The following is a 21300-nucleotide window of genomic DNA, read 5'->3' on the forward strand; positions in this document are numbered from 1 at the left end:
TTCCACCGTTCTATTGGTTGTTGATAAGCCTATCAAGTGGGCTAGCTGTGCCCGCATAATGTTGACCAATGACGTGTGTATAAATTTGAGTTGTACTCACGTCGTTGTGCCCTAGTAGTTCTTGCACTGTTCTAATGTCGCATCCCGCTTGTAATAAGTGGGTGGCAAACGAATGTCGAAACGTATGACAATTCACCTTTTTAAATATTTTCGCTGCCTTCACAGCAGGTTGTAGCGCCTTGCGAACCACGCTGTCATGCAAATGATGACGGCAAAGAACCCCAGAATATGGGTGCTTACATAGGCTCGTTGCCGGAAAGACAAACATCCATCCCGGTTGTTTATAAGCATTTGGATATTTTCTATCGAGCGCATTAGGCATCGATGGGCCAAGTCCATTCTTGTTATCCTCGATCTGAACAGTTAAAGCCGTTTCAATGGCTTGTTGTAATGGTTCAATGAGTCTTTGGCTGAGAAGGGTTTGCCGATCTTTCCTGCCTTTACCGTCACGAATCGTAAGTGCAGAATGACTAAAATTGATATCTTGAACCCGCAAACGAAGCGCCTCACTTACTCTTAAACCACTACCGTATAGGAGTTCAATAATCAGCTTATTTCGACCACTAAGCTGGTTTAAAATGCGCTGAACTTCCTCAGGTGTGAGCACTACAGGCAACTGACGCTGTTTAGTAGCAAGGCTAAAATTAAGATCACCTAGTTCTTGATTCAGCGCTTTGTGATAAAGATACACCAAAGCATTTAGAGCAACTTTTTGCGTATTAACAGCAACATGGCGCTCATTCGCCAACCAACTTAAAAAGGCCTTCACTTCTTCCGCTCCCATATCAATAGGATGTCGTTTATTATGAAAATAGATAAACTGCCGTATCCAACCTAAATAAGATTTCTCAGTTTTTAAGCTATAGCCACGTAATCGCATATCAGCGCGAAGTTTTTCAATAAAAGGGCTCGCCATCATTAACATCCATGATTTTTGATAATCGTGAGTTAAGCATAATCGATCAATCGGCACGCTTCACGGCTCAAAGTCGCACACTTAAAGCTTGCATGTAGGATAAATATGTCCTATTTTCAATTACATAATTTAAACAAAAATAGTGTTACCAGGCGTAGTCGAACAGCAAAGTGTGCGTGCTTACTTTGCTGACAGTAAAAGGCGACTTTTTAGATGGTTTTTGTATTGTTTTTGGTGAGTTACCAATTTAAACGAACGATTACGACACGTGTCAGCACACTACACAAATGTTAGCCGTCCAGGAGAAACCGATGCGGACATTATTCGTGATTTTTGCGCTCCTATTCTGCTCCCTGGCGAGCGCAAGCGACTCGTGCTTGAACGCGCACAAAGCATGGCGCTCTGACTTTCACGTGTTTATGTCTTTAATGGACTGCGCCTCTGCCGAACTAGCGGCTGCTCAGGATCGCGCATCGTATCTTAGTCAATTGTCGGACGCCTTGGCAGGTGAGGTCGAATGGGTAGGCACCGTTCGAGCTGTTCGAGATGAGCGACTTTATTTCAATGAAAGCTTTGCGTTGATTGAACCAGGCATGAAGGCTGCCCGGGTTATGTACTATTCCACGCCAGCGGATGCCGAAGAATGGCAGGACGTTTCAATAGGGCAGCAAGTAAAATACACCGGTAAAATCGCGGCCACCAAAGTGGATACGTTGGCTTCAAGTAGGCCGCTGCTATACATAGAGCTTGTGGAGGTGCGACCGTCAAATGGCTGAACACTGGCTAACAATCGCGTGAACACGGACAGCCAAAAGTGGCGCCGCTTCGCTCTGCCACTTCCGGCCGCCGGTTACGCGAAGCGTTAACGTCCGCAATTGGCACGAAGCCGCCTGATAGGATAATTTTGTGGTCTGCTAAGAGCGATAAGCGGACCTTTTGGCTTTTCGGTCTGCTTCAACGAATGACTGCCGTCCCCTAGCTAGTATGTGTGAGTGATGAAAATGAGTCACGGCACGTTAACTTCGGCAATATTGCGCGTTTTGTGGTTGTGTTGTTTATTGAAGTCGTTTACTGTCAATAATATAACAAAAAAATAAAGGTTAGATATTGTGCGCTCGGTAGAGTGTAACTGTGCATGCTCAAATTGCCATTGCCAACCTGGGACCCATAAAGTAAAGATTACTTATTTATCAGTAAATTAATGTATGGAAGCTATCAATTGGACGAGTTCCTAAATGCGCACGCACAATATACAAATGTTAGCCGCTTGAGTTTCCCATGTTCAGGAGAAAACAATGGATGTTGTCGATATAAAAGCTTTTGTTCCGAGTAAAGACTATGAAATTTCAAAGGCTTTCTATTCAGAGATCGGATTTGAATCAGAGTTCGTTTCTGAGGACTTAACCCTTTTTCAAAACGGAGATTGTCTTTTCTTCTTGCAGCGCTTTTTCAACGAAGACTTGGCTAATAATTTTATGCTTCAGGTTTGCGTTTCAGATATCGATACAGCATACAGCCTTTGCTCTCAATCAAAGCACAAAACAAAAATCACTCCAGTTCAGAGTGAGTCGTGGGGTAAGGTATTTTATTTGTGGGGGCCAGTTGGTGAACTACTACACATTACGGAGTTGGGCGGCTAACAATGCGCATCACTCGCTCCCGTTGGTCGCTGGGACGCCAACCCGCTGCGCGGCTCGTCGCCCGTGTGCTTTGCGTTGGGTGCTAAAGTAGATCACAGTAATTTCTGGGTAAATTTGTAATGCAGTTGCTTCTCGCGTTTGTAATCAATAGTTTGCTTGTCGCCGTAGTGGTCATGGTGCATTACGGCATATTGCACCAGATCGTTAAAATCCTACCACGTTTTACTTTCGCTCATAGCCTACGGATAGTTTTCGGAGTCTTTGGCGCCTTGATTGCTCATGTTATAGAAATATGGATTTTTGCTTTAGGTTACTATTTTAAATCTCAAGGTTCGGGTTGGGGTAGTTTAGAAGGCAATTTTGATGGTACGTTGTTGGACTGCGTATATTTTTCGTTTACGGTTTACACAACAGTCGGCTTTGGTGATATTGAGCCTTTAGGGTATATTCGCTATCTTACAGGCATTGAGTCAATAGCAGGGTTGGTACTTATTACTTGGACAGCTTCGTTTCTCTATCTCGAAATGCAGCGTCACTGGGATCAGCGTTAGTGGTATGCACCCAACAAGGTGCTCAAGCCGAACCTTCACCTACGTTGCGCAGGCTGGTTCGCTTCGCTCATTATATCTCGCCGTGCTACACTCTCGATTCGGCCGGCTTAGCACGGCGTTGGGTGTAAAAAAACATCTTGGTTCTAAATGTGCAGAAGCCTGGCATTATTAATCGTGGTGGTTCGAGGCGAGAACGTTTTTAATAACGGAAGTCAGAGGGCCAAAGCTATCTTTCCTGCAGGTTGGGGAACAGGGTTAACCTAAGTTAGAGCGGCGAATATCGTCGTCGTACCAGTTCACAAGCCGTGTTTATTTTCATTTGCAAAACAGTGGTGTTCCCGCAAAAAACGGTGTTCTATACTTTAGCTGTCCTTGGGGTTTCACATCGCAAGCAGCCTAAAAGCGTGCCAGTCTTTGCAAGGCTAAGTTAGTTCGCTGGAAGTGGGTAGGTTCTAACTGGCAGGCACCCAACAAGACGCTCAAGCTGAACCTTCACCTACGCTCCGCCCAGCGCATGGCTTCGCCATTGTACGCGCTGTGCTACACTCTCGGTTCGGCCGGCTTAGCACGGCGTTAGAGCTAAGGAAAGTCATGAGTATCACACTGGAAGAAATAACAAGTTCAAATTATGAAGCTGTATGTGACTTAGATGTCACGGATGAGCAACAGGAATATGTTGCGAGTAATATGTGGTCTTTGGTTGAGTCACATTACTGCCAAGGGCATACCTGCAGAGCGATCTATCAAAACGATAAACCTGTCGGTTTTTTCATGTGGGTATCTGAAACACCTGAAAAAGTGTCTATCTGGCGCTTTATGGTGGATCAACGTTTTCAAAAAGCTGGTATTGGTAGAGCTGCGCTAAATTTGGCACTCAATGAAATCAAAGCCAGTGACAAAGTAAAAGAAATCGAAATTTGCTATGACCCTGAAAACCCAGTGGCCAAAGATTTTTATTCGAGTTTTGGCTTTCAGGAAGTGGGGTTGGATGAAGATGGTGAAGATATGTTGGCAATCATCAAGCTGTGAGCTCTAACAATCGCCATCAAAACGCCGCTTCGCGGCTCGACTCACAACAAGTTGCTCGCGTTTGTGGCGGGCGTTATATTTCTTGAGAGTTCATGAGTACAACTGATTGAAAAGCGTTAAAACAAACAAAGTGCCGATAATGTTTATATTCCTATTTCAATCTGACTGGTCGGCGCGGGGTGGTTTCAGGTACGTTCATGAAAGGGCAAACCCAGTAGAATGCTCAATGAAGGAAACCGATGACGGCAAAGTATTACTGCGCATAACAAAAATAATCGCCGATAACGAAGCCGCAATTGATCACGAGCAACGCGAGTTAGAAACAGATTTGCGGAATTATGGTGGCGTGTTCGTAAGTAAGAAGTACCACTTCGTCGCGAAAGGCGACAAAGTAGAGAGAAAGAGAATTTCATTCATCGCAAAGTTATTAACTTGGATGACTCGACCAGGTGATGCAAGAAATTATGTTCTTAGGAAAATGCCCTTGTATTCAATAATTTTCACCTTGGTTTTGGTCTTTATTTTGTCAGTAGTTTATGAAATATAACAAATTGCTTAATTTCGTTCCGGCCACAAAAAGCGTGGCCTCCACTGGACTGCCTACGCTACGCTGCGGCAGCCAATTAGCAAAGCGTTATGCAAAAAGGACTCGATGTGGTTAAGAAGGTAGTTTTGATTTTTGTCGTTGTTCTAATACCTGCACTGGCTTGGTCGTATGCAAAGCCGATTAGGTTGCTTTTACCCAATTTAAATGGGATGCAATGTAACGGCGCTATTTGCGTCGAGGATCCCAAGAAAATAGATAAAGCAGCTGACCTGTATGAGTCCGCCGTAGCAAATCTAGCTGCTGTACGCATTTCTCTCAGCGCGAGCCCCAACTTCATTTACTGCTCTACTGCAGAGTGCTATGAGTCATTCGGAGGAGGCAGTGAGCGGGCCATTTCATATCCTTTTCTTGGTACGGTAATAGCTCCCGAGTCTTGGCAAAGTTATATCACTCAGCATGAATTGATTCATTGGTTTCAGTTTTCCGAAATTGGGGCAGTTTCGACCATGATGAAACCGAACTGGTTTAGAGAAGGCATGGCGTATGTGTACAGTGGCGCGCCGGAATCAGATATTCCTGAGCATTACCTACCCATGATGGCAAAATACAGAGACTGGCACTCAGGTAAATCTTGGTCTGAAGTAATTCATCAAGCAGGAGATCTCTGACATGTATAACCAAGCCATTAAGTTCACACACTTCGTGCACCGGACCTCGTTTCACTCGGCTGCTTATGGCGGTCGTTAACTGTCACGGAAGGCACCAGTGAAATTTGAAGTATCGAGTAATCTTAAAATCAGTCCGGAAGATATCGATGGATTGCTCACCATGAAGGGCGTGAATACGGAGTTGAACCCTTTCATCCGCATGACGGTTCCCTCAGAATGGTCAAGCAAGCCAATCTTTGAATGGCCTACGGGTAACGTGCTCTTCTCTAGCTGGATACTCCTTTTCGGCATTCTTCCCATTGATCGGCACACGTTCTTCTTTCAATCCATTGATCGCCAAAGTGGTTTTGCGGAGGCGTCGAGCTCTTTAACCAATAGGCTCTGGCACCATCGACGGGACATTAGTAGAAACGGGACATCATGCCGGGTCACCGATACCGTCGAATTTCAGTTTAGGTTGCCCGTGTTGGCATATGTTCTGGCACCTGTTTACCGGTTCATCTTTAAGCACCGTCATCAGGTGCTAAGGTCTTATTATGGTGGCAGCGCCAGTTAACCAGTCAATTAAGTTCGTTCCGGCCGGCGGCCTCCACCCGACGCCCCTGTCGGGCCGCCGCTTATTTCAGCGTAAAATTTTTTGCCTAACCTCGCAGACTATGCTGTAATACGTTGTAGTCACTAGGTATGAGGGGTATAGTCATGAGCGTCACCACAGTTCGCCTTCAAGCAGAAATTGAACAGCATCTGGAAGCAATCGCCAACAGGCTACACCGTAGCAAAGGCTGGGTAATTAACCAAGCATTGTCGGAATACATAGAAAAGCAGCAGCTTGAGCAAGAGCGGTGGAAACAAACGTTAGAGGCAATGGAGTCTGCTGCCCAAGGCAAGGTTGTTGATGCCAGCGAGGTCCACAGTTGGCTTAATAGCTGGGGAACCGAAAACGAGCAAGATGCGCCGAGGTCAGGTAAGTGAAGCTGGTTTACACGGACGAAGCCATTGATGATTTGAAACGCCTCAGGGAGTTCATTGCGGTGCACAGCCCGTCGTCGGCAGTCAGGATTGCCGCCGAACTGGTTGGCAAAGTCGAATTACTTCCAGACTTCCCCAAAATGGGCGCGCCAGTTGAAATGGCACCGGTGCCTGACTCTGTTCGAGATATGGTTTTCGGAAAATACGTCGTTCGATATTCAGTTCATGCCAGTGCCATCATTATTCTCCGAGTGTGGCATGGTCTTGAGGGTGAACGATAGCAATTTAACCAAACACGGCACTCGGACGCCCTTGTCTCCGCTTCGCTACGTCAAGGTCACCGCTGCGCTCTGCGTTATGTATAGGTACCCCATGAACCTTGTCGCTCCTTACTTGGGGGAGGTTAGGTGGACACAAAAACGTATAAGTTAATCATTTAATCATTGGAGTATTGATGCTTAAAAAATTACTGCAGCATGTGGGTGCGTTTGTAATAGTTATGCTAGCTTTTGCAATGCTCAGCTTACCGGCTATTGGCTTTACGTATTTATTGGCATGGCTGCTAAGTTTCCTGTTTGATATCAATTTCGACAGTGCGATCACTCACGGTGTGCTCTTGGTTCTTGCGGCTATTTGGACATTAGCTACCATCAATAGCAAAGAAGGCAGCGAAGAACTCTCCAAAATGTTAACGTTGAAGCGCTAACGCATCTTCCGTCATAAAAACGTCATGTGGCACTGTTAGGTTGGCTGGTTATCACAAATGAGATAAGTGAAACGATGACACAACTTGCTACGGCGCCCTTTTTTCATTGCATCTGTGGAGTTAAATACCACTGATCAAGAAATCAAGCGCGGCAACAATATCGGCATGGTAGTCGGTTAAATCTACTGCCGGCTCCCCTAAGTGCTTGCGCTCCAGCCCAGCTATCTCTTGTACCAGCCCAATGTAGTGTTTTCCGTCGATAATGAAGAGTGGATTCAGTTTTGCCATTCGACTTGTAGCGGCATTTTGCATTGCGGTTAGAGGCATCACCACGGTTGTTCTCAAGTCGCTCAATAAGTCACTTTGAACCTCGAGTAAAAAAGGGTATTCAGCGCATGTTCGAGAGTTCGGATTATGATATGCCCAAAATTGAGACATTAGAACTTCCTTACGCCATCGCTAAATGCACCCTTTGCAGCTACCTTTTCGTTATAAGCTTCAATTGCCTTAGCGTTGTCTTGTAGCCATTGTTCACGTTCGTTATCGAGCTTTCTTAACAGGACTTGGTAATTGTAAATTGCTGTGCCGCAAGCTAAACCTTCACCTAAGACCATACGGTCGCGCTCTTCTTCAAGTTTGCGTAAACCTGCCCGCACCACTTCACTCGCCGACGCATAGCGACCACTAGCGATGAGTTCATCGACGAACTGTTCAAAATGATGTCCCAAGCTGACGCTAGTGTTCTTAGCCATACTCGCCTCGCTGCTCGCCGCTAAAATACCAATAATTAATATATGTTGGTATAGAAGCACGAAAAGGTCAAACTCAAATGAAATATCAAGGGCGCTACGGCGCCCTTTTTTCATTGCAATTCACTGCTAGAGTCGTTAAGTTGTTTACACAATTACAACAAAGCGATTCACCTATGAAATTTATACCTTACTCGCGTCTACAGTCTGAAAATCTGATAGTTTTACTTTACGTGGCGCGCTTGTTGGCGGTCATTGGCGGCGTGTGGAGCATCGTAGGTTCAATCGTGCTGCTGGTGATCAGCGGTATTTGCGCGGCGGTGGTGTCGTTTGAGCAAACTTACACACAAAAACACACATCCCCTACTGCCGAAGGTGTTACAAAATGAAAGCGATGTATCAGGTCGTTATCGCATTGCTATTACTCACGGTGTCTAGTAACTCAAGTCAGGCGTCGTCGTTACCCGATTTTCCGTTTGTCACCGTCGAAGAAAGCGCGTCGAGGAATGTGCGCCCGGACGAAGCATTAGTCAGTTTTGAAATTGTCGCCTTTGCGCAGCGAGCCGAGCCAGCGAATGCGACCATGGTGGCGACGATGAACGCCGTGGTAGCGCTCACTGAACAGCTGGGAATAGCGCCTGAGGCCATCACCGCCTATGAGGTCGATAAACGTGCCAAACGGCAACGCGATGACGATTATAACGAGCTCGAGATCTTGGGTTATGAGTTCAGTCGCAGCGTTAGCATCAAATTGAGTGATCTCGATCGCTACGTGCAATTAATGGAAAAATTGCTGACCATGGATCATGTCGAAGGTATCGGCACGGAATTCTCTTCAGCAAAACGCAGTGAAGTTGAGGCTGAACTGATTGCTGAGGCGGCGAATAAGGCGCGTGAAAAAGCTGCAATTATGGCGAAAGGTCTAAACGTTGAGCTTGGTTCAGTATTTGCATTCAATGACTCAGGATCATTTAGTTCGTTTTTCGCGACTTTTGGTTTAAGCAATGGTTACGGGAATATGGCCGGCATAAGCGTGACCGGGTCGCGCGGAAACTCAATTTTTATTCCGAAATTTATCGAGATTCAGAAAACCATCAATGTCATCTACAAACTGCAATAAGGACATGCAACCTATGAACCAACTTTCCTATATCGCACCGCACAGAACAGCCGTTGTTTGTGGCTTAGTTGTGGCAGTTGCCACTGCGATTTTCTTTATACCCCTGGCGGCGTTGATGTACTTAGCGACCCTGGCTGATGGTACCGGAGAGTCGGTGATGATTACTTTTAGTCTTTCATTAGTGGCATTCGTATTTGCACCATTGGTTTATTTCATCATGACATATATCGGCGTATTGATTTTGGCGTGGGTCTACAACTTAATCGCACGTAAAACCGGCGGCATTAAGTTTAAGTTAACCCCAGTTGATCCGAGCAATCCACCGCAGCAACAGCTTGAAGCCGAGCAGGGCTAACGGTGTTCAAAGCGCTGCAAAGTCTCTTTTCCTATGATGCGGTGGTTGAGCTTGCCGAGCATCGCATTTCCTTGCGTAAATTCGAGACGCACGAGGTACTCGAGTATGAACCCTTGTTGGCGCTCGCCACGGAGCGCGGTCAACAGGTGATCAAAGCGGTTGGCGCGCAGGCTCGCAGCTTTGCAAGCGAAGGAGTGGAAATCGTCAATCCCTTTGCGCACCCTCGCGTGTTGGTTGCCAACTTTCAGCTCGCCGAAAAACTGCTGTTGTGGGGGGTAAAAGAACTAAGTAACAGTCGTATCCGCCCTGCGCCACGACTGATAATGCACCCGTTGGAGAAGCTCGAAGGTGGTCTTACGGATATTGAACTGCGGGTATTTCGTGAGCTGGCGTTGGGGTGTGGAGCGCGGGCAGTCAAGATCCACGTTGGTGAACGTATCAACACGCGTAACAAAGATTACGCCGCAGTAGCGTCACTCTGAGAGGCTTGCGTCGCGCAGACCAAGGTGTTCAACAAAAGGTAAAAAGTCTCTGTCAGTGAACAGTAAAGGGAGGTTGTGGCTCAGGCAGAAGGACGCGATGATGACATCGGCAGTTTTGCGCACGGTGACGCCCTTCTTCCTCAAAGTACGATAGTTCTCTGCGCTGGTTAAAGCTTGCTCTCTGCCAATGAGCTCAAAGGTGGTGACGTTTTCTAGCAAGCGTTTAGCTGTTTCGTAGTCTTTGTCTGAGCGAAAGCCTTGAAGTATTTCGGTCAAAATAAGATCGCCTATAACGACTTCCTGCTCGCCTAATAAGGCATCGAGTTTGTTGGTGGCGCTATTCACTTTGCCAATGAAGTAATCAATCCACACACTCGAATCTACCATGATCACGATGCGGTTCTCATATCGTCTAAGTCACCAGACCATGAGAGTTTACCGCGATAGGATTTAATCGAGGCTTGCTTTTTCATCTTGATGAGCGCGCGTAGGCCCAGTTCAACGGCTTCTTTTTTGGTTGTTACGTCGGCAATCTTGAGCGCTTCATTCATAAGGTCGTCATCGATTTCAATATTTGTTCGCATCAGAGGATCTCCCGCGATAATGTTGTGATGTGTATAAAATAGATGATAGATACACATCGCGAATTCGTCAATGAGGTGATTTCGTAACTATTTGTAGGTTTGACAAGCGCTTTAGAAGCCCGTAAAACGTAAATCATTCACATAAAACCAACACCACTAATAGCGTCCGTTTACAAAAACAAGATGAATGGGAAAGCTTATGAAAACATTGATGATTGCAATGATGGCTCTAATCACCTTTGCAGCAGCTGCTGCCGAAAACAGCTATACAGTGCATGCCACATTATTGAGTAACGGCAAAGTGGTCGGCGAACCCGTGCTTCAGGTGCGCGATGCTGAGCCAGCATCGGTCGAAGTGAGTGGTGTCGAAGGCTATTCGTTGGCGCTTACGGTAACAGCAGAGAATACGCCAGGTCGCTATCGCTTAGTAAGTGAGGTGTCGACTGCAGGGGCGAATATGAGCCCGACACTTGTGGTCGAAGCGAATCAACCTGCAGAGGTCAGTATCGGTCAACTCACTATGCGAGTCACGGTACGCGAATGAAGTGGGCGATTGCTGGGTTAGTTGCACTTTTTTTTGCTTTCTTGGGGCTGCAGTATTGGGCAGCGCAGAACGAGGCCACACCCCAGCCAGTAGCTACTCCCAGAACACCTGCTCTCCCCAATAAAACTGAGCCTGACGCACGCGCCGTTAAGGCTTCTGTCGCAGTTGGGTATCCACCTGCGAGCGAGCCGAAAGCAACTTTGACACCTGAAGGAGAAGCGCTGACGGAACGCGAACAACGCGTGCTTGAAGCGGTTGAAAAGTTCAAAGATTTACGCGATCGAGACTTGTTGCTGGCATTGTCGAATGACCCTCTCGCACAAGATATAATCGCTGACATTCTGTTGGTCATGTTGGAACAAGGCTATTTAGAAGCCAATGATTCTTTTGTCACGCGGCGTGGATTTGAAGGTTTTTCACCTTTGTTTTTTGCGCTGATGGCATCAGAAAACATGGATGCGGAGATGCTCAATCGTTTTCTTGATTTGGGTTCGCGCATGGAAAGTAATGACGAATGGCGGCGCGTGATGGCGCGCCAATCTGACCTTGCCGTCTTGGAAACGTGGTATGAGGCGACTGGCTTGGGGCCCGAACATCATCAGCAGTTGTTCAACGAAGCCTTGCAAGCCGGCAATATGGCGTTTGTGGATTTTATTCTGGAAACCAAAGGCGGCAAATTCGATCAGCTAACCTTTTCTGGTGCTACGGCCGAGCGCATCAAAGAAGGGGTTATCGGTAACAAAAGTCTCACAGATGAGAGCTTGCGAGATTTTTATGAGCGGAGCAAGCCCGAGCAACGAGCGATGTTGCAACGCAACATTATCGCTTTGCACGAGCAACGCTTGAAACAAATCGATCTATTGCTGCTCCATGCCGAATTAAGCGACGAAGAACGGCTGCAAATCGAGCGTACTCAGGCTACACTGCAGGCTGACATTCAACGCATCAATGATTTTTTCGCGGCCCAAGGTGGTTAGCGAAACACCGATGAGTGAGTTTTTAATGCATCCTATTTTTCAAAAGCCGCTTGCCGCAGCTATTTTTTTGCTTGGCTTTGCGTTTATTTGCCTTCCTTCAGCCCTATTTGTTTACGTCATCGCGTGGTTGTTGAGCTTTGCTTTCAGTATCTCCTTCGATGCTTGGCAGACCCATGCCATTGTGTGGGGATTGGCATTTGTTTGGACACTTTACGCAATCAACACTGATGAAGGCGATCAGTTGCTCGCAAAAGTTATCACTCTGAAACGTTAAGAATCTATCAACGCCTATCAAAAATGCAGTTCTTTGCTATGTTTAAGAGTGCGTTATCGCACTCTCAATTCATAATAAGAAGGAACATCCAATGAGCTTTTTATGGTTTTTGTTGGTAGGTTTGGTCGCCGGTTGGTTAGCAGGAACGCTAGTGAAAGGCGGTGGTTTTGGGATTCTCAGAAATATCGTTATCGGTATTATCGGCGCGATGTTGGGTGGTTTTTTGTTTGACTTACTCGGCGTCAACAGCGGCGGTGGCATCATTTGGAGTATCGTTGTCGCGACGATAGGTGCGGTCGTGTTATTAGTTATCGTACGCGCACTGAAGAAAGCCTAGAACGTATCGTTGAGGATCACACCAATGTTGTCGGTGTGTGTCCTAGTTGTGGACAGGAGTTCGCTCGAGAGACTATGATACGCGGCGCGCCTGCCTACAAAATTGTCGGCGGAAAAGTCATGGTGAAATAGCTATGACGCAAGCTAAACAATGAAGTGTTAATAACAACAAAAAGGAATCATGAGATGGCACGTAAACTTATTTTAGCAGCGGCTGGTACTTTGTTAGCAGCGAACATGGTGGCTGCGCCTGCAGCGAAAGCAGAAGCTTTCAATGGTCTGAATCCTTGGCAACAGTGTGGTATCGGTGCCATGATTTTCCCAAATCACGGTCTTGCGGCAGCCATCTCAAACATTATTTGGGATTTGGGTACAACTGCTGTGACCTCGGCAACCGTTTCTGCCGAGACTTGTGAAGGTTCTGGTCAATTCACCGCAATCTTTGTTACTGAATCTTACGCACAAATCGAAGAGCAGCTTGCTTATGGCGAGGGTGAACACCTGAATGCCATGCTGCAACTGATGGGCTGTGCAGCTGAGCAACGTCCAGCGGCAATCGCAAAATTGCGTGCAGATTACGCACAGAACATGGCTGCGGCGGATTTTGCGGCAAAAGACCAAGCGCAAAAAGCTGAGTCGCTTTACTACACAGCAGCTGATGCTGTAACTGCTTGCTCAGCAAGCTAACGCGTAAAGACTGAAGGGAAGAGCCCCGCCAAGTATGCGGGGCTTTTTATTTGCCTATGTATCCTTGGCTTTTACTGCTAATCGTTACTGCCTTGAGCTCTGTTGCTCACGGCGCCACGCCCGAGTCGTTAGCGGCAAGTAAGACTTGGCGTGCGTTGCTGCATGTGCCCGCCGGAACTGGTCACAGCGAAATTGAAACAGCAGCATTTTTTCTTGCCGAAAACGGTGCATCGCAACCATTGGCTGAACTTCAAGCGACGGTCGCGACGTTCGCCCAACAGCCTCAACAAATGTGTCGCTACCCTGCCCGCGCGGCCTGGTTGCAGCAACAAGGCTTCGTCAGTGGTTTTGAGCCACAGCAATGCGAGGCGCTGCAAAAATGGCTGAATGGTCAAGCGGCCGATCACGTCAGTGTTATTTTTGCCGACGGTTTTCTCGATAACCCCGCTAGCTTCTACGGTCATATGCTGATCCGAGTCGGCGATCGCAGCGCTGATGATACGCAAAAGTTACTCGCAAATAGCTTTAATTTCGGTGCGCGCGTGCCGGACGATGAGAATCCAGTTGTTTACATTACTAAGGGCCTGTTTGGTGGCTATCAGGCCGCATTTTCAACCAGTCATTACTATCGCTACGACATTAACTACGCTGAAGCAGAGCTCCGCGACTTGTGGAGTTACGACTTAGCCACTGACGCACAGCAGAGCCAATTATTGATTTGGCATTTGTGGGAATTGCTAGAAACCGATTACACCTATTTTTTCAGTAGCCGCAACTGCGCTTATCACATGGCACGCGCTTTGGAGTTGGTGACGGACCTGCCATTGGTCGCTAGTGGCGATCCATTTGTATTGCCGGCAGATATTATTAAGCGTTTAAGTGGGGCGACGATTGAGGGGCGGCCAGCGGTGCAAAAGCGAACGTTGCAGCCCTCACGGTTGCATCGTTTTCAACAAAAGTGGCAGCAGTTGCATGCCGATGAGCAAGCTTTGGCAAGAGCTTGGCTGCGCAGTCCGCAACCGACCACCCTAGCAGCGGCTGCGCCAGCCGCGCAGTTACGTGTTATCGCAACCTTGGCCGACTTTTATGCCTATCGAGTGAGCCAGGAGCACAACGCGCCTGAAGTTAAGCAGCAATTGGAGGCCGAGAAAACGGCACTGCTAAGGGCGCGAATGGTGATGCCAATGGGAGCGAATCCCGAGTGGCAACAGCGTGAGAGTTCAGCGCCGGAAACCGGACAAGAGCCGAGTATGTTGCGCTTGGGTTGGCAACAGTCAGACCTGAATGCTGCGCATGACAACGCGTTAACCCTGAGCTTTCGCCCAGCTTATTACGATGTCTTACAGCGCCAGCAAGGCCGTCTCAAGAACGCTACGCTGACGATGGCGGAAGTGGGTGTCAGCTTGAATGAGCACGAGGTAAAACTTGAGCATGCCTGGCTACTGCGCTTGCATACCCTGAATTACAGCTCATCGGGCATGCCGGGAGATGGCGGCGCCTCATGGGGGCTCAATCTGGGTTGGCAACGGGACCGCCTTCGGCAAACGGTCGATGATTTAAGTCCGCAGTTGCTAGGCAGTTATGGCAAAGCGTTCAAGGCGAGTGACGCACATTGGTTCGATGCTGCGTTGCGTGCGGAGTTGCGTGATCCCACCGCTGACGTGGGTAGTATGGTGTTGAGTCCTCAGCTGACGTGGCTTGCTGATTGGTCAGGCGCGCGCAGCCAATGTCGAACGCGTTACGAATGGGATGTTTCTCAACGACTTGATAAACAATGGTTTATTGGTTGTGAAATTGCTTTTCATCTTGGCAAAAATCAAGATTTTCGCCTAAGCTTAGCCCATCAAAACGCGTCCACGCTCGCGTTGAGCTGGTCTTGGTATTGGTGATCGCTATGACATTACCCACCCCTGTAAATCGTTATTTTGAGTTCGTTTTTGCCGACTCTGAGCCCGCGCCTATGCAGGCAAAGCTAAACCAAACGGGTACCCTACGAACATCGACCACAGCCAAACGCTGGTTACCTTTTACTGCGCGGCAGCTGATCACTACGCGTCACTTTGTTTGGCAGGCATCAGTGCTGATGGGCTTGGGCGTGCGTCTGACGGTGAAAGATAGCTATCACCATGAACAAGGCAGTGGCAGCATTAAGTTATTTAATGTAGTGTCGCTGGCGTCACAAGTGGGTGGCCACGAACTCAATACTGCAGCATTACAACGCTATCTCGCCGAAGGGCCGTGGAATCCTTGGGTGCTGACGCCGGAAGCGGGGGTGGAATGGTCGCCGATAGATGACGATCATGCAGTGGCGACATTGCGAGATGGCGCCAATGCAGCATCCATCACTTTCACCTTTGCTGCCAACGGCGCGATCACTAAGGCGTTCACCGAAGGCCGCTATGCCAAGCAGGGCAAAGGTTATCGGTTGTTACCTTGGGAAGGTCGATTTAGTGATTATCGCACCGAGGGCGCTGTGCACGTGCCATTTTTCGGCGAAGTCGGTTGGTACGTCAACAACCGTCTCGCGCCAGTGTGGCAAGGCCAGATCGAGCACATCACCCACACCCTGTTGTAAGTCCTCGTTAACGGCGGCGCCAACGGTGAAATTTCGCCACCCATGCCAACAACTTTTCCGGCTTGTGTGCTTGCTTCCATTGTCCAGCGACATATTTATTCGCCTCTGACATGGTCGGATAGCTGTGAATAGTGCCTAGGATTTTATTTAAACCAATACCATGCTTCATTGCTAATACATATTCAGCCAACAATTCACCCGCTTGAGCAGCAACAATATTGACGCCGAGAATTGTGTCTTTACCCGGCGCCGTAAGCACTTTAATGCGGCCATAGGCCTGTTGATCGGCAATCGCTCGGTCCATATCGCTGATGTCATACTCAATTACTTTATAATCAGTGTTTTGCTGCTGTGCGGCTTGCTCAGTGAGCCCCACGTTGGCTATTTCGGGGGTGGTATAGGTGACCCAAGGGATCACCGAATAATCGGCCTTAAAGGTCTTAAACGGGTCAAATAAGGCATTCACGGCGGCATACCACGCTTGATGCGACGCCACATGGGTAAATTGGTAAGGACCGGCAACATCGCCACAGGCATAGATGTTGGGAAAGTTGGTTTGCAGCAAGGCATTCACCTGTACTGTTTTATCCACTTCGATGCCAATTTCTTCTAACCCAAAGCCTTGCGTATTCGGTTGTCGCCCAAGCGCTATCAACACGCGATCAAAGGCCAACGCCACAGCTTCGCCTTCATGATCTGTATGCAATTGGCTTTCGCCGTCTGCGTTGACGCTAAAACGCTCAGCTTTATGATTAAGGCGTAAGTCGACCCCGTCTGCACGTAGTTGGTTTTGTAACAAAGCACTGGTGTCGGGATCTTCATTGGCGAGCAAGCGCGGGCCCATTTCGACAATAGTGACCTGACTACCAAGCAATTGGAACGCTTGCGCTAACTCGCAACCAATCGGCCCGCCACCTAATACCAACAAACGTTTGGGTAAGGTGCGCAAGTGCCATAATGAGTCAGAGGTCAAATAATCGATGTGTTCGAGGCCTTCGAACTTTGGCACCAGCGGCTTTGCCCCTGTGGCAATCACAATACTACGGGTACTAAGACGTTGTTCACCATCTAGGGTTTTGACTCGCACTTGCCAAGGGCTTTCAATCGTAGCCTCGCCTTGGATGACGTCAACACCTAAATCGGTGTAACGCTCGACAGAGTCGTGTGGAGCGATGCGTTGAATGACTTTCTGTACTTCATCCATGACCCGCGCGAAATCAACCTTCTCAATAGTGGTGTGGACACCAAGCTCGCGTGCGTGCTGCGTTTGTCGAATGGTTTTGGCGACATGCAACAGGGCTTTCGATGGCACACAACCAGTGTTCAGACAGTCCCCACCCATCTCAGCTTTTTCAATCAGTGTCACTTTCGCTTTTACGGCTGCAGCAATGTAAGCGCTCACTAACCCAGCTGAGCCGCCACCGATGACAATCAAGTTGTTATCGAAGGATTTAGGCTTATCAAAACCACGGTAGGCGCGGCGTTTCTTCAGCACCTTTAAAAGGATCTTGGCAACAATAGGAACAATGCCCAGCAGCACCAAGGCGCCGAGTAAGTCAGCCGAGAATACATCACGCAAGCGGCTAATTTCAGCTAACTGGGTGCCAGCATTGACGTACACCGCTGTCGCCAAAAACATCCCCAGTTGGCTGACCCAGTAGTAAGTCCAAGCTTTGATTTTGGTCAGACCCATCACCAAGTTAATGACGAAGAACGGGAATAATGGAACTAAGCGGAGGCTCAACAGGTAAAAAGCGCCGTCGCGTTGAACGCCCTCGTTAATGGTTTGCAAACGTTTGCCGAATTTCTGTTGCACCCAATCATGTAACAACCAGCGCGCACTTAAAAAGGCTAACAAAGCGCCGACTGAGCTGGCGAATGATGCCAGCAGTAAACCCCAGCCAAGACCAAAAATCGCCCCTGCGCCAAGGGTCAAGACGGTCGCACCTGGAATCGACAGCGCGGTACAGAGTACGTAGAGCAAAAAGTAGCCACCAAACATTAGCAATGGCTGTTCAGCAACCAGGGTCACCAGCTGTTCGCGTTGTTGCTTGAGTTGCTCCAAGGTCAAATATTGGGTCAAGTCAAATATAAAGACGCTAGCAATCAATGCTGCCAGCACAACCACAAACAGTAGTTTTTTCAACGACATGAATCCGTCCTATTAGAAGCGATAGCTGAAGCTGAGCTGAGCGTGACGTGGCAACGATGGAAACGCCAAGGTTGCGCCAAAATAGCCACCTTCAAATACCGGTGCCCAGTTATCTTGGTCGGTCACATTGATAACATCAAGCCGCGCTTGCAACCGCGGAGTAATCTGATACTGCGCATGCAGGTTGAGGTGATGCTGATCGCGAATCATCACCGTCTGCAAAAAATCTAACGGATACGCCTTGGTGTAGTTAAGATCTCCACCTATCGACCAGCTTTCAGCAACCTGCCAGCCAACGACCGCGCTGGCCTGTACCTCGGGAACTCCCTGCAGCTGCTGATTCGAGGCGGCAAACGCAGTGAAATTAGGCGAGCCAACACCGGTACCGTTGATAATATCGGGACGTGAATTATCAAAAGCGTCGGCGATTTGGCCTGTACCTTGTGAGGCAACAGAGTTATCCCAATACGCATCAATATAGCTTGCTGCTAACGTCGCCCAAAAGCCCTGTTCGTGGCGATAGTGCCATTGCAGTTCGATGCCTTCACTGGCAATACCGCTATTCGAACCATCGCGATTACGCAAACTGCGCGTTTGATCAAACCAGACCGCATCGGCATACCAACGCGCGCCAGCGGGTGCGTACTTCACGCCTACTTCGTAAAGACTGTTCTCGGTCGCAAAATTCTGTGGATCGATGACACCCGCAGCATTGAGAACGTTGCCTCCCGCCATCGAATTTGACGTCGAATCGCTTTCGTAGGCTGTGGCAAAGAAGGTCAAATCAGGCGACCAGTAATACTGCACGGCAACATTGGCCGCGGTAAGCCAATCGCTATGACTATCTTGTTTCGCCGTCTGACCTGCAGGCGCAATAGGATCACGCGCTTCAACATCGTAGTAGTCGGCCCGCACCCCAACAGTAAAGCGCAACTGCTCAGTTGCGGCCCACTGTTGTTGCGCAAATATTCCCCATTGATAGCTGGTCGAGTCGGTGGTGTCGGATAAGTTAAAGTCGCCGACTCCGTCGTTATTCAGATCGTACTGTGCACCCGGCGAGACAAATACGCCCGGACGTAATTCCACCAAGCGCGCTTGTTGTTCGGGCGTCAAAGGAATCCGGCGCTGCGCCAAAGTGCCCGTTAAATCGATAGGATTGTCGGCTTCAGTGGTAAATTGGCTGTAGCCAAGCACATCGTTGTAGCGCAAGTTGACGCCGACAGTAGTGTGATCTTGGTAATGCAGTTCAACGCGATGCTCAAAGGTATGCGCACCATCGACAATTTCGACAAAGCTGTTTTGATTGATGCCTTCGCGCTCAAGGTACTGATAGTAACTACGGTTCACCAGCAGCCAGTCACTTGCTAACTGCTGCTCCACAACTGAATGAATAAGGTAGGTTTCGGCCGTATTGGTATCGAGTGGATCGGTCAACACGGTGCTGCGGTCGATTTCAACTTGTCCCGTAGGGCTGATGACAGCACCTGCTCCCGGCACGAATGAGCCGTTGGGTTGTTGTCCTTGACCAGTGATGTACAAGTTATCATCAATCAAGGCTTGAGTGGGTCGGTTGATGCCGGCGTTATCGGTCCAATCGACATTGTAATACTCAAAGTTGAGTGACCAACGCGTGCTTGCTGAGGGCGTCCACTCATAGGCCAGTGTTAAGTCATCGCTGCGCAAATGGGTGTAGTCGTAAAAGCTGTCTTCGTCAATCACTTCAACACTGGCGCGAAAGGCCTGCTCGCCTTCGACAATGACGGCGTTGTGGTCGGCTTGCCAGCGGTACTGCTGCCATTCACCCAAGCGCGCCCGTAATTCGGTGCGATCTTCGTCCGTACGCGCGCGCTTCGGCAGTAAATTGACGAAGCCGCCAACGCGTTGCGTGGTGCCCAGCATCACCGGCGGCGCACCTTTGACCACCGCAATACTGTCATACGCATTTAATGAGAGTGGAATGCCTAACCCGTTATTGCCCGCTTGGCGGCGCATACCACCGCTAAAGAGCTCGCCCAGTTGGCCGCGCATACTCGGCAGTGACGGGTTGCCAAACCCAGCAGCGGCGTGGCTGTTAGGCGCAAACTTGGCAATGTCATGGAGATCGTCGATGTTGGCATCGCGCAGCAGTGATTCGGTAATGACTGTCGCGGCGCGCGGAATATCTTGCAGTTGGTCGTTGGCACCAAAAAGTCCTGCAACCGCTTGCTCACTCGGTAACACGATTTCGCGTTGTTCGCCGCGCACTTCAATAATCTCATCAGGCTGATGCTGCTGTTGCGCACTCGCTGAGGAGCTCAAGGCGATAAGAATAGCGGCGGATAATGGCTGTATTTTCAACGAAAACTCTCCAACGATGATGATTAGGTTTAGACTACGAGTAGACGCTCGATTAAGTTTACTAGTATCGTGCATAGTATCAGTGATTTAAGAGTAATAGGTAAATGACCGAAACGCCGAAGCAGTCCATCGAAACACCGGAATCCCTAGAGTCATTACTCAATAGTGTGGCGCTGGGCACCGAACTGCACTTCGAGTCGGGATTGTGTGGTGCTTGGTCAATTCAGGCGCGCGACCCACAAAAGGTGGGCTTTCATGTGCTGACCCAGGGCCATTGTTGGTTTGGTGTCACTGGTGTCGAACCGAGCAGTCAGGCCCTGCGGGGCGGTGACATTGTCTTTGTCAATCAAGGCGTCTCGCACTTTTTAAGTGAACAACAGTTGCCTACGGATATGGATTTTGAGCAGCTGGCACAACACTGCATCGCCGATCATTCGCAACAAGGAATTGTCTGCTATGAAATGCAAGATCGTGGTGAAGCAAGTGACCTGCTGTTTCGTTTATTGCCGCCCTGGCTAGTCATACCCGCTAGCCAGCAGTCGACCCAATTGGCGCAGCTGTTGCAGATGGTGCGCAGTGAAACACAAGCACAACAGCCGGGTTATCGGTCGGTGCTGCAACGCTTGAGTGAAGTGATTGCGGTACAGTTGTTACGTGAAGTTTTAGCATCGTCAAAGGCGCCAATAGGCCTATTTGCAGCAGTGCAAGATCGTGCTTTAGCGCCGGTGGTAGTGGGAATCCTGGCGGATCCGGCGAAAGACTGGAGTGTAGAAGTTATGGCCGAACACGCGCATTTATCGGTCAGCGCTTTTGCCGAGCGATGCGTCAAAAAAACCGAGCTAAGTCCGAAAAAGTTGCTCGATGCGCTACGCTTACAACGCGCCAAATACTTGCTACGCAGCACCGCTTTGCCAATAGAGAGCATCGCTTGGCAGGTAGGTTATCAATCGGTCACAGCGTTTGGTCGATTCTTCAAGCGTTACCTCGAGTGTAGCGCACAAGCCTATCGTGATCAGCATTAACCAACTAAATCAACGCTCCT

At 48.8% G+C, this 21300-nt stretch carries 29 protein-coding genes; 22 read left to right on the plus strand and 7 right to left on the minus strand.

Annotation, left to right across the window (positions count from 1 at the left end):
• Positions 1 to 10 precede the first annotated feature (10 nt).
• Complete coding sequence (locus tag IDAT_RS11010) at positions 11 to 985, minus strand: integron integrase (RefSeq protein WP_034733585.1); 975 nt, start codon at positions 983 to 985, stop codon at positions 11 to 13.
• A 302-nt stretch (positions 986 to 1287) separates the two neighbouring features.
• On the opposite strand from IDAT_RS11010, the gene IDAT_RS11015 reads away from it, so the two are divergent.
• From IDAT_RS11015 to IDAT_RS11060, 10 genes are all read left to right on the plus strand, one after another.
• A complete protein-coding gene (locus IDAT_RS11015) occupies positions 1288 to 1752 on the plus strand; it encodes a hypothetical protein (RefSeq protein ID WP_034733587.1) in 465 nt (154 codons plus the stop codon).
• A 519-nt stretch (positions 1753 to 2271) separates the two neighbouring features.
• Entirely contained in the window at positions 2272 to 2616 is a 345-nt protein-coding gene (locus IDAT_RS11020; RefSeq protein ID WP_034733588.1) for a VOC family protein, read from the plus strand.
• 119 nt (positions 2617 to 2735) lie between these two features.
• Positions 2736 to 3167: a potassium channel family protein gene (locus IDAT_RS11025; RefSeq protein WP_228759564.1), complete on the plus strand. Its 432-nt coding sequence runs from the start codon at positions 2736 to 2738 to the stop codon at positions 3165 to 3167.
• 591 nt (positions 3168 to 3758) lie between these two features.
• Positions 3759 to 4196 (plus strand): GNAT family N-acetyltransferase, encoded by a 438-nt coding sequence (locus IDAT_RS11030; protein WP_034733590.1) that lies wholly within the window; start codon positions 3759 to 3761, stop codon positions 4194 to 4196.
• A 226-nt stretch (positions 4197 to 4422) separates the two neighbouring features.
• Positions 4423 to 4743 carry a hypothetical protein gene (locus tag IDAT_RS11035; RefSeq protein ID WP_156099522.1) on the plus strand — a complete coding sequence of 107 codons (321 nt, stop codon included), beginning with the start codon at positions 4423 to 4425 and terminating at the stop codon, positions 4741 to 4743.
• A gap of 89 nt (positions 4744 to 4832) precedes the next feature.
• Complete coding sequence (locus IDAT_RS11040; RefSeq protein WP_034733594.1) at positions 4833 to 5411, plus strand: hypothetical protein; 579 nt, start codon at positions 4833 to 4835, stop codon at positions 5409 to 5411.
• 97 nt (positions 5412 to 5508) lie between these two features.
• Complete coding sequence (locus IDAT_RS11045; RefSeq protein WP_034733596.1) at positions 5509 to 5967, plus strand: hypothetical protein; 459 nt, start codon at positions 5509 to 5511, stop codon at positions 5965 to 5967.
• A gap of 143 nt (positions 5968 to 6110) precedes the next feature.
• Entirely contained in the window at positions 6111 to 6383 is a 273-nt protein-coding gene (locus tag IDAT_RS11050; RefSeq protein ID WP_034733599.1) for a CopG family ribbon-helix-helix protein, read from the plus strand.
• Positions 6380 to 6661: a type II toxin-antitoxin system RelE/ParE family toxin gene (locus tag IDAT_RS11055; RefSeq protein ID WP_034733600.1), complete on the plus strand. Its 282-nt coding sequence runs from the start codon at positions 6380 to 6382 to the stop codon at positions 6659 to 6661. Before IDAT_RS11050 ends, IDAT_RS11055 begins: the two co-directional genes overlap by 4 nt.
• Before the next feature lie 173 nt (positions 6662 to 6834).
• Positions 6835 to 7086 carry a hypothetical protein gene (locus IDAT_RS11060; protein ID WP_034733602.1) on the plus strand — a complete coding sequence of 84 codons (252 nt, stop codon included), beginning with the start codon at positions 6835 to 6837 and terminating at the stop codon, positions 7084 to 7086.
• A 120-nt stretch (positions 7087 to 7206) separates the two neighbouring features.
• Here the strand turns inward: IDAT_RS11060 and IDAT_RS11065 are convergent, their stop codons facing one another.
• Entirely contained in the window at positions 7207 to 7524 is a 318-nt protein-coding gene (locus IDAT_RS11065; RefSeq protein ID WP_034733604.1) for a CcdB family protein, read from the minus strand.
• Entirely contained in the window at positions 7524 to 7838 is a 315-nt protein-coding gene (locus tag IDAT_RS13575) for a type II toxin-antitoxin system ParD family antitoxin (RefSeq protein ID WP_081909833.1), read from the minus strand. The genes IDAT_RS11065 and IDAT_RS13575 overlap by 1 nt, the downstream gene beginning before the upstream one ends.
• 77 nt (positions 7839 to 7915) lie before the next feature.
• Here IDAT_RS13575 and IDAT_RS11075 point away from each other — a divergent pair, with 77 nt between their 5' ends.
• The 4 genes from IDAT_RS11075 to IDAT_RS11090 are packed head-to-tail and all read left to right on the plus strand — an operon-like array spanning position 7916 to position 9792.
• On the plus strand, positions 7916 to 8224 hold the full coding sequence (locus tag IDAT_RS11075; RefSeq protein ID WP_244441646.1) for a hypothetical protein: 309 nt from the start codon (positions 7916 to 7918) through the stop codon (positions 8222 to 8224).
• Positions 8221 to 8955: an SIMPL domain-containing protein gene (locus IDAT_RS11080; protein ID WP_034733609.1), complete on the plus strand. Its 735-nt coding sequence runs from the start codon at positions 8221 to 8223 to the stop codon at positions 8953 to 8955. The genes IDAT_RS11075 and IDAT_RS11080 overlap by 4 nt, the downstream gene beginning before the upstream one ends.
• 13 nt (positions 8956 to 8968) lie before the next feature.
• Positions 8969 to 9310: a hypothetical protein gene (locus tag IDAT_RS11085; RefSeq protein ID WP_034733611.1), complete on the plus strand. Its 342-nt coding sequence runs from the start codon at positions 8969 to 8971 to the stop codon at positions 9308 to 9310.
• A gap of 2 nt (positions 9311 to 9312) precedes the next feature.
• On the plus strand, positions 9313 to 9792 hold the full coding sequence (locus IDAT_RS11090) for a hypothetical protein (RefSeq protein WP_034733613.1): 480 nt from the start codon (positions 9313 to 9315) through the stop codon (positions 9790 to 9792).
• On the opposite strand, the gene vapC is transcribed toward IDAT_RS11090, so the two are convergent.
• Positions 9784 to 10179 (minus strand): type II toxin-antitoxin system VapC family toxin, encoded by a 396-nt coding sequence (gene vapC, locus IDAT_RS11095; RefSeq protein ID WP_244441647.1) that lies wholly within the window; start codon positions 10177 to 10179, stop codon positions 9784 to 9786. The two genes, IDAT_RS11090 and vapC, sit on opposite strands and share 9 nt — an antisense overlap.
• Before the next feature lie 2 nt (positions 10180 to 10181).
• The gene (locus IDAT_RS11100; RefSeq protein WP_034733617.1) at positions 10182 to 10376 is read right to left on the minus strand and encodes a type II toxin-antitoxin system VapB family antitoxin; all 195 of its coding nucleotides are present in this window, start codon (positions 10374 to 10376) and stop codon (positions 10182 to 10184) included.
• A gap of 199 nt (positions 10377 to 10575) precedes the next feature.
• Here IDAT_RS11100 and IDAT_RS11105 point away from each other — a divergent pair, with 199 nt between their 5' ends.
• The 7 genes from IDAT_RS11105 to IDAT_RS11135 all read left to right on the plus strand — a co-directional run bounded on the left by IDAT_RS11105 (position 10576) and on the right by IDAT_RS11135 (position 15769).
• Positions 10576 to 10920 (plus strand): hypothetical protein, encoded by a 345-nt coding sequence (locus IDAT_RS11105; protein WP_034733619.1) that lies wholly within the window; start codon positions 10576 to 10578, stop codon positions 10918 to 10920.
• Complete coding sequence (locus IDAT_RS11110) at positions 10917 to 11897, plus strand: hypothetical protein (protein WP_034733621.1); 981 nt, start codon at positions 10917 to 10919, stop codon at positions 11895 to 11897. Before IDAT_RS11105 ends, IDAT_RS11110 begins: the two co-directional genes overlap by 4 nt.
• A gap of 10 nt (positions 11898 to 11907) precedes the next feature.
• On the plus strand, positions 11908 to 12171 hold the full coding sequence (locus tag IDAT_RS11115; RefSeq protein WP_034733623.1) for a hypothetical protein: 264 nt from the start codon (positions 11908 to 11910) through the stop codon (positions 12169 to 12171).
• Positions 12172 to 12262: 91 nt separating this feature from the next.
• Positions 12263 to 12508: a GlsB/YeaQ/YmgE family stress response membrane protein gene (locus IDAT_RS11120; RefSeq protein WP_034733626.1), complete on the plus strand. Its 246-nt coding sequence runs from the start codon at positions 12263 to 12265 to the stop codon at positions 12506 to 12508.
• Between the two features lie 185 nt (positions 12509 to 12693).
• A complete protein-coding gene (locus IDAT_RS11125) occupies positions 12694 to 13194 on the plus strand; it encodes a DUF3015 family protein (RefSeq protein ID WP_034733628.1) in 501 nt (166 codons plus the stop codon).
• Between the two features lie 56 nt (positions 13195 to 13250).
• A complete protein-coding gene (locus IDAT_RS13035; protein ID WP_051986752.1) occupies positions 13251 to 15083 on the plus strand; it encodes an Lnb N-terminal periplasmic domain-containing protein in 1833 nt (610 codons plus the stop codon).
• Positions 15084 to 15088: 5 nt separating this feature from the next.
• Positions 15089 to 15769 (plus strand): DUF6920 family protein, encoded by a 681-nt coding sequence (locus IDAT_RS11135; protein WP_034733630.1) that lies wholly within the window; start codon positions 15089 to 15091, stop codon positions 15767 to 15769.
• 7 nt (positions 15770 to 15776) lie between these two features.
• Here IDAT_RS11135 and lpdA read toward each other — a convergent pair whose 3' ends face one another.
• Entirely contained in the window at positions 15777 to 17921 is a 2145-nt protein-coding gene (gene lpdA, locus IDAT_RS11140; RefSeq protein WP_034733633.1) for a dihydrolipoyl dehydrogenase, read from the minus strand.
• A 12-nt stretch (positions 17922 to 17933) separates the two neighbouring features.
• Complete coding sequence (locus tag IDAT_RS11145) at positions 17934 to 20258, minus strand: TonB-dependent receptor (protein WP_034733635.1); 2325 nt, start codon at positions 20256 to 20258, stop codon at positions 17934 to 17936.
• A gap of 104 nt (positions 20259 to 20362) precedes the next feature.
• On the opposite strand from IDAT_RS11145, the gene IDAT_RS11150 reads away from it, so the two are divergent.
• On the plus strand, positions 20363 to 21280 hold the full coding sequence (locus tag IDAT_RS11150) for an AraC family transcriptional regulator (protein ID WP_051986757.1): 918 nt from the start codon (positions 20363 to 20365) through the stop codon (positions 21278 to 21280).
• The last annotated feature ends 20 nt before the right edge of the window (positions 21281 to 21300 follow it).

This window comes from Pseudidiomarina atlantica (assembly GCF_000753735.1).
Classification (GTDB): Bacteria; Pseudomonadota; Gammaproteobacteria; order Enterobacterales; family Alteromonadaceae; genus Pseudidiomarina; species Pseudidiomarina atlantica.

Coding starts and splice junctions, on each gene's coding strand:
- IDAT_RS11010 (WP_034733585.1), bottom strand. CDS start 985: ATGTTAATGATGGCGAGCCCTTTTATTGAAAAACTTCGCGCTGATATG.
- IDAT_RS11075 (WP_244441646.1), top strand. CDS start 7,916: ATGAAATATCAAGGGCGCTACGGCGCCCTTTTTTCATTGCAATTCACT.
- IDAT_RS13035 (WP_051986752.1), top strand. CDS start 13,251: ATGTATCCTTGGCTTTTACTGCTAATCGTTACTGCCTTGAGCTCTGTT.
- lpdA (WP_034733633.1), bottom strand. CDS start 17,921: ATGTCGTTGAAAAAACTACTGTTTGTGGTTGTGCTGGCAGCATTGATT.
- IDAT_RS11060 (WP_034733602.1), top strand. CDS start 6,835: ATGCTTAAAAAATTACTGCAGCATGTGGGTGCGTTTGTAATAGTTATG.
- IDAT_RS11105 (WP_034733619.1), top strand. CDS start 10,576: ATGAAAACATTGATGATTGCAATGATGGCTCTAATCACCTTTGCAGCA.
- IDAT_RS11050 (WP_034733599.1), top strand. CDS start 6,111: ATGAGCGTCACCACAGTTCGCCTTCAAGCAGAAATTGAACAGCATCTG.
- IDAT_RS11110 (WP_034733621.1), top strand. CDS start 10,917: ATGAAGTGGGCGATTGCTGGGTTAGTTGCACTTTTTTTTGCTTTCTTG.
- IDAT_RS11150 (WP_051986757.1), top strand. CDS start 20,363: ATGACCGAAACGCCGAAGCAGTCCATCGAAACACCGGAATCCCTAGAG.
- IDAT_RS11100 (WP_034733617.1), bottom strand. CDS start 10,376: ATGCGAACAAATATTGAAATCGATGACGACCTTATGAATGAAGCGCTC.
- IDAT_RS11065 (WP_034733604.1), bottom strand. CDS start 7,524: ATGTCTCAATTTTGGGCATATCATAATCCGAACTCTCGAACATGCGCT.
- IDAT_RS11040 (WP_034733594.1), top strand. CDS start 4,833: ATGCAAAAAGGACTCGATGTGGTTAAGAAGGTAGTTTTGATTTTTGTC.
- IDAT_RS11015 (WP_034733587.1), top strand. CDS start 1,288: ATGCGGACATTATTCGTGATTTTTGCGCTCCTATTCTGCTCCCTGGCG.
- IDAT_RS11115 (WP_034733623.1), top strand. CDS start 11,908: ATGAGTGAGTTTTTAATGCATCCTATTTTTCAAAAGCCGCTTGCCGCA.
- IDAT_RS11125 (WP_034733628.1), top strand. CDS start 12,694: ATGGCACGTAAACTTATTTTAGCAGCGGCTGGTACTTTGTTAGCAGCG.
- IDAT_RS11135 (WP_034733630.1), top strand. CDS start 15,089: ATGACATTACCCACCCCTGTAAATCGTTATTTTGAGTTCGTTTTTGCC.
- IDAT_RS11020 (WP_034733588.1), top strand. CDS start 2,272: ATGGATGTTGTCGATATAAAAGCTTTTGTTCCGAGTAAAGACTATGAA.
- IDAT_RS11035 (WP_156099522.1), top strand. CDS start 4,423: ATGAAGGAAACCGATGACGGCAAAGTATTACTGCGCATAACAAAAATA.
- IDAT_RS11080 (WP_034733609.1), top strand. CDS start 8,221: ATGAAAGCGATGTATCAGGTCGTTATCGCATTGCTATTACTCACGGTG.
- IDAT_RS13575 (WP_081909833.1), bottom strand. CDS start 7,838: ATGGCTAAGAACACTAGCGTCAGCTTGGGACATCATTTTGAACAGTTC.
- IDAT_RS11120 (WP_034733626.1), top strand. CDS start 12,263: ATGAGCTTTTTATGGTTTTTGTTGGTAGGTTTGGTCGCCGGTTGGTTA.
- IDAT_RS11085 (WP_034733611.1), top strand. CDS start 8,969: ATGAACCAACTTTCCTATATCGCACCGCACAGAACAGCCGTTGTTTGT.
- vapC (WP_244441647.1), bottom strand. CDS start 10,179: ATGGTAGATTCGAGTGTGTGGATTGATTACTTCATTGGCAAAGTGAAT.
- IDAT_RS11025 (WP_228759564.1), top strand. CDS start 2,736: ATGCAGTTGCTTCTCGCGTTTGTAATCAATAGTTTGCTTGTCGCCGTA.
- IDAT_RS11030 (WP_034733590.1), top strand. CDS start 3,759: ATGAGTATCACACTGGAAGAAATAACAAGTTCAAATTATGAAGCTGTA.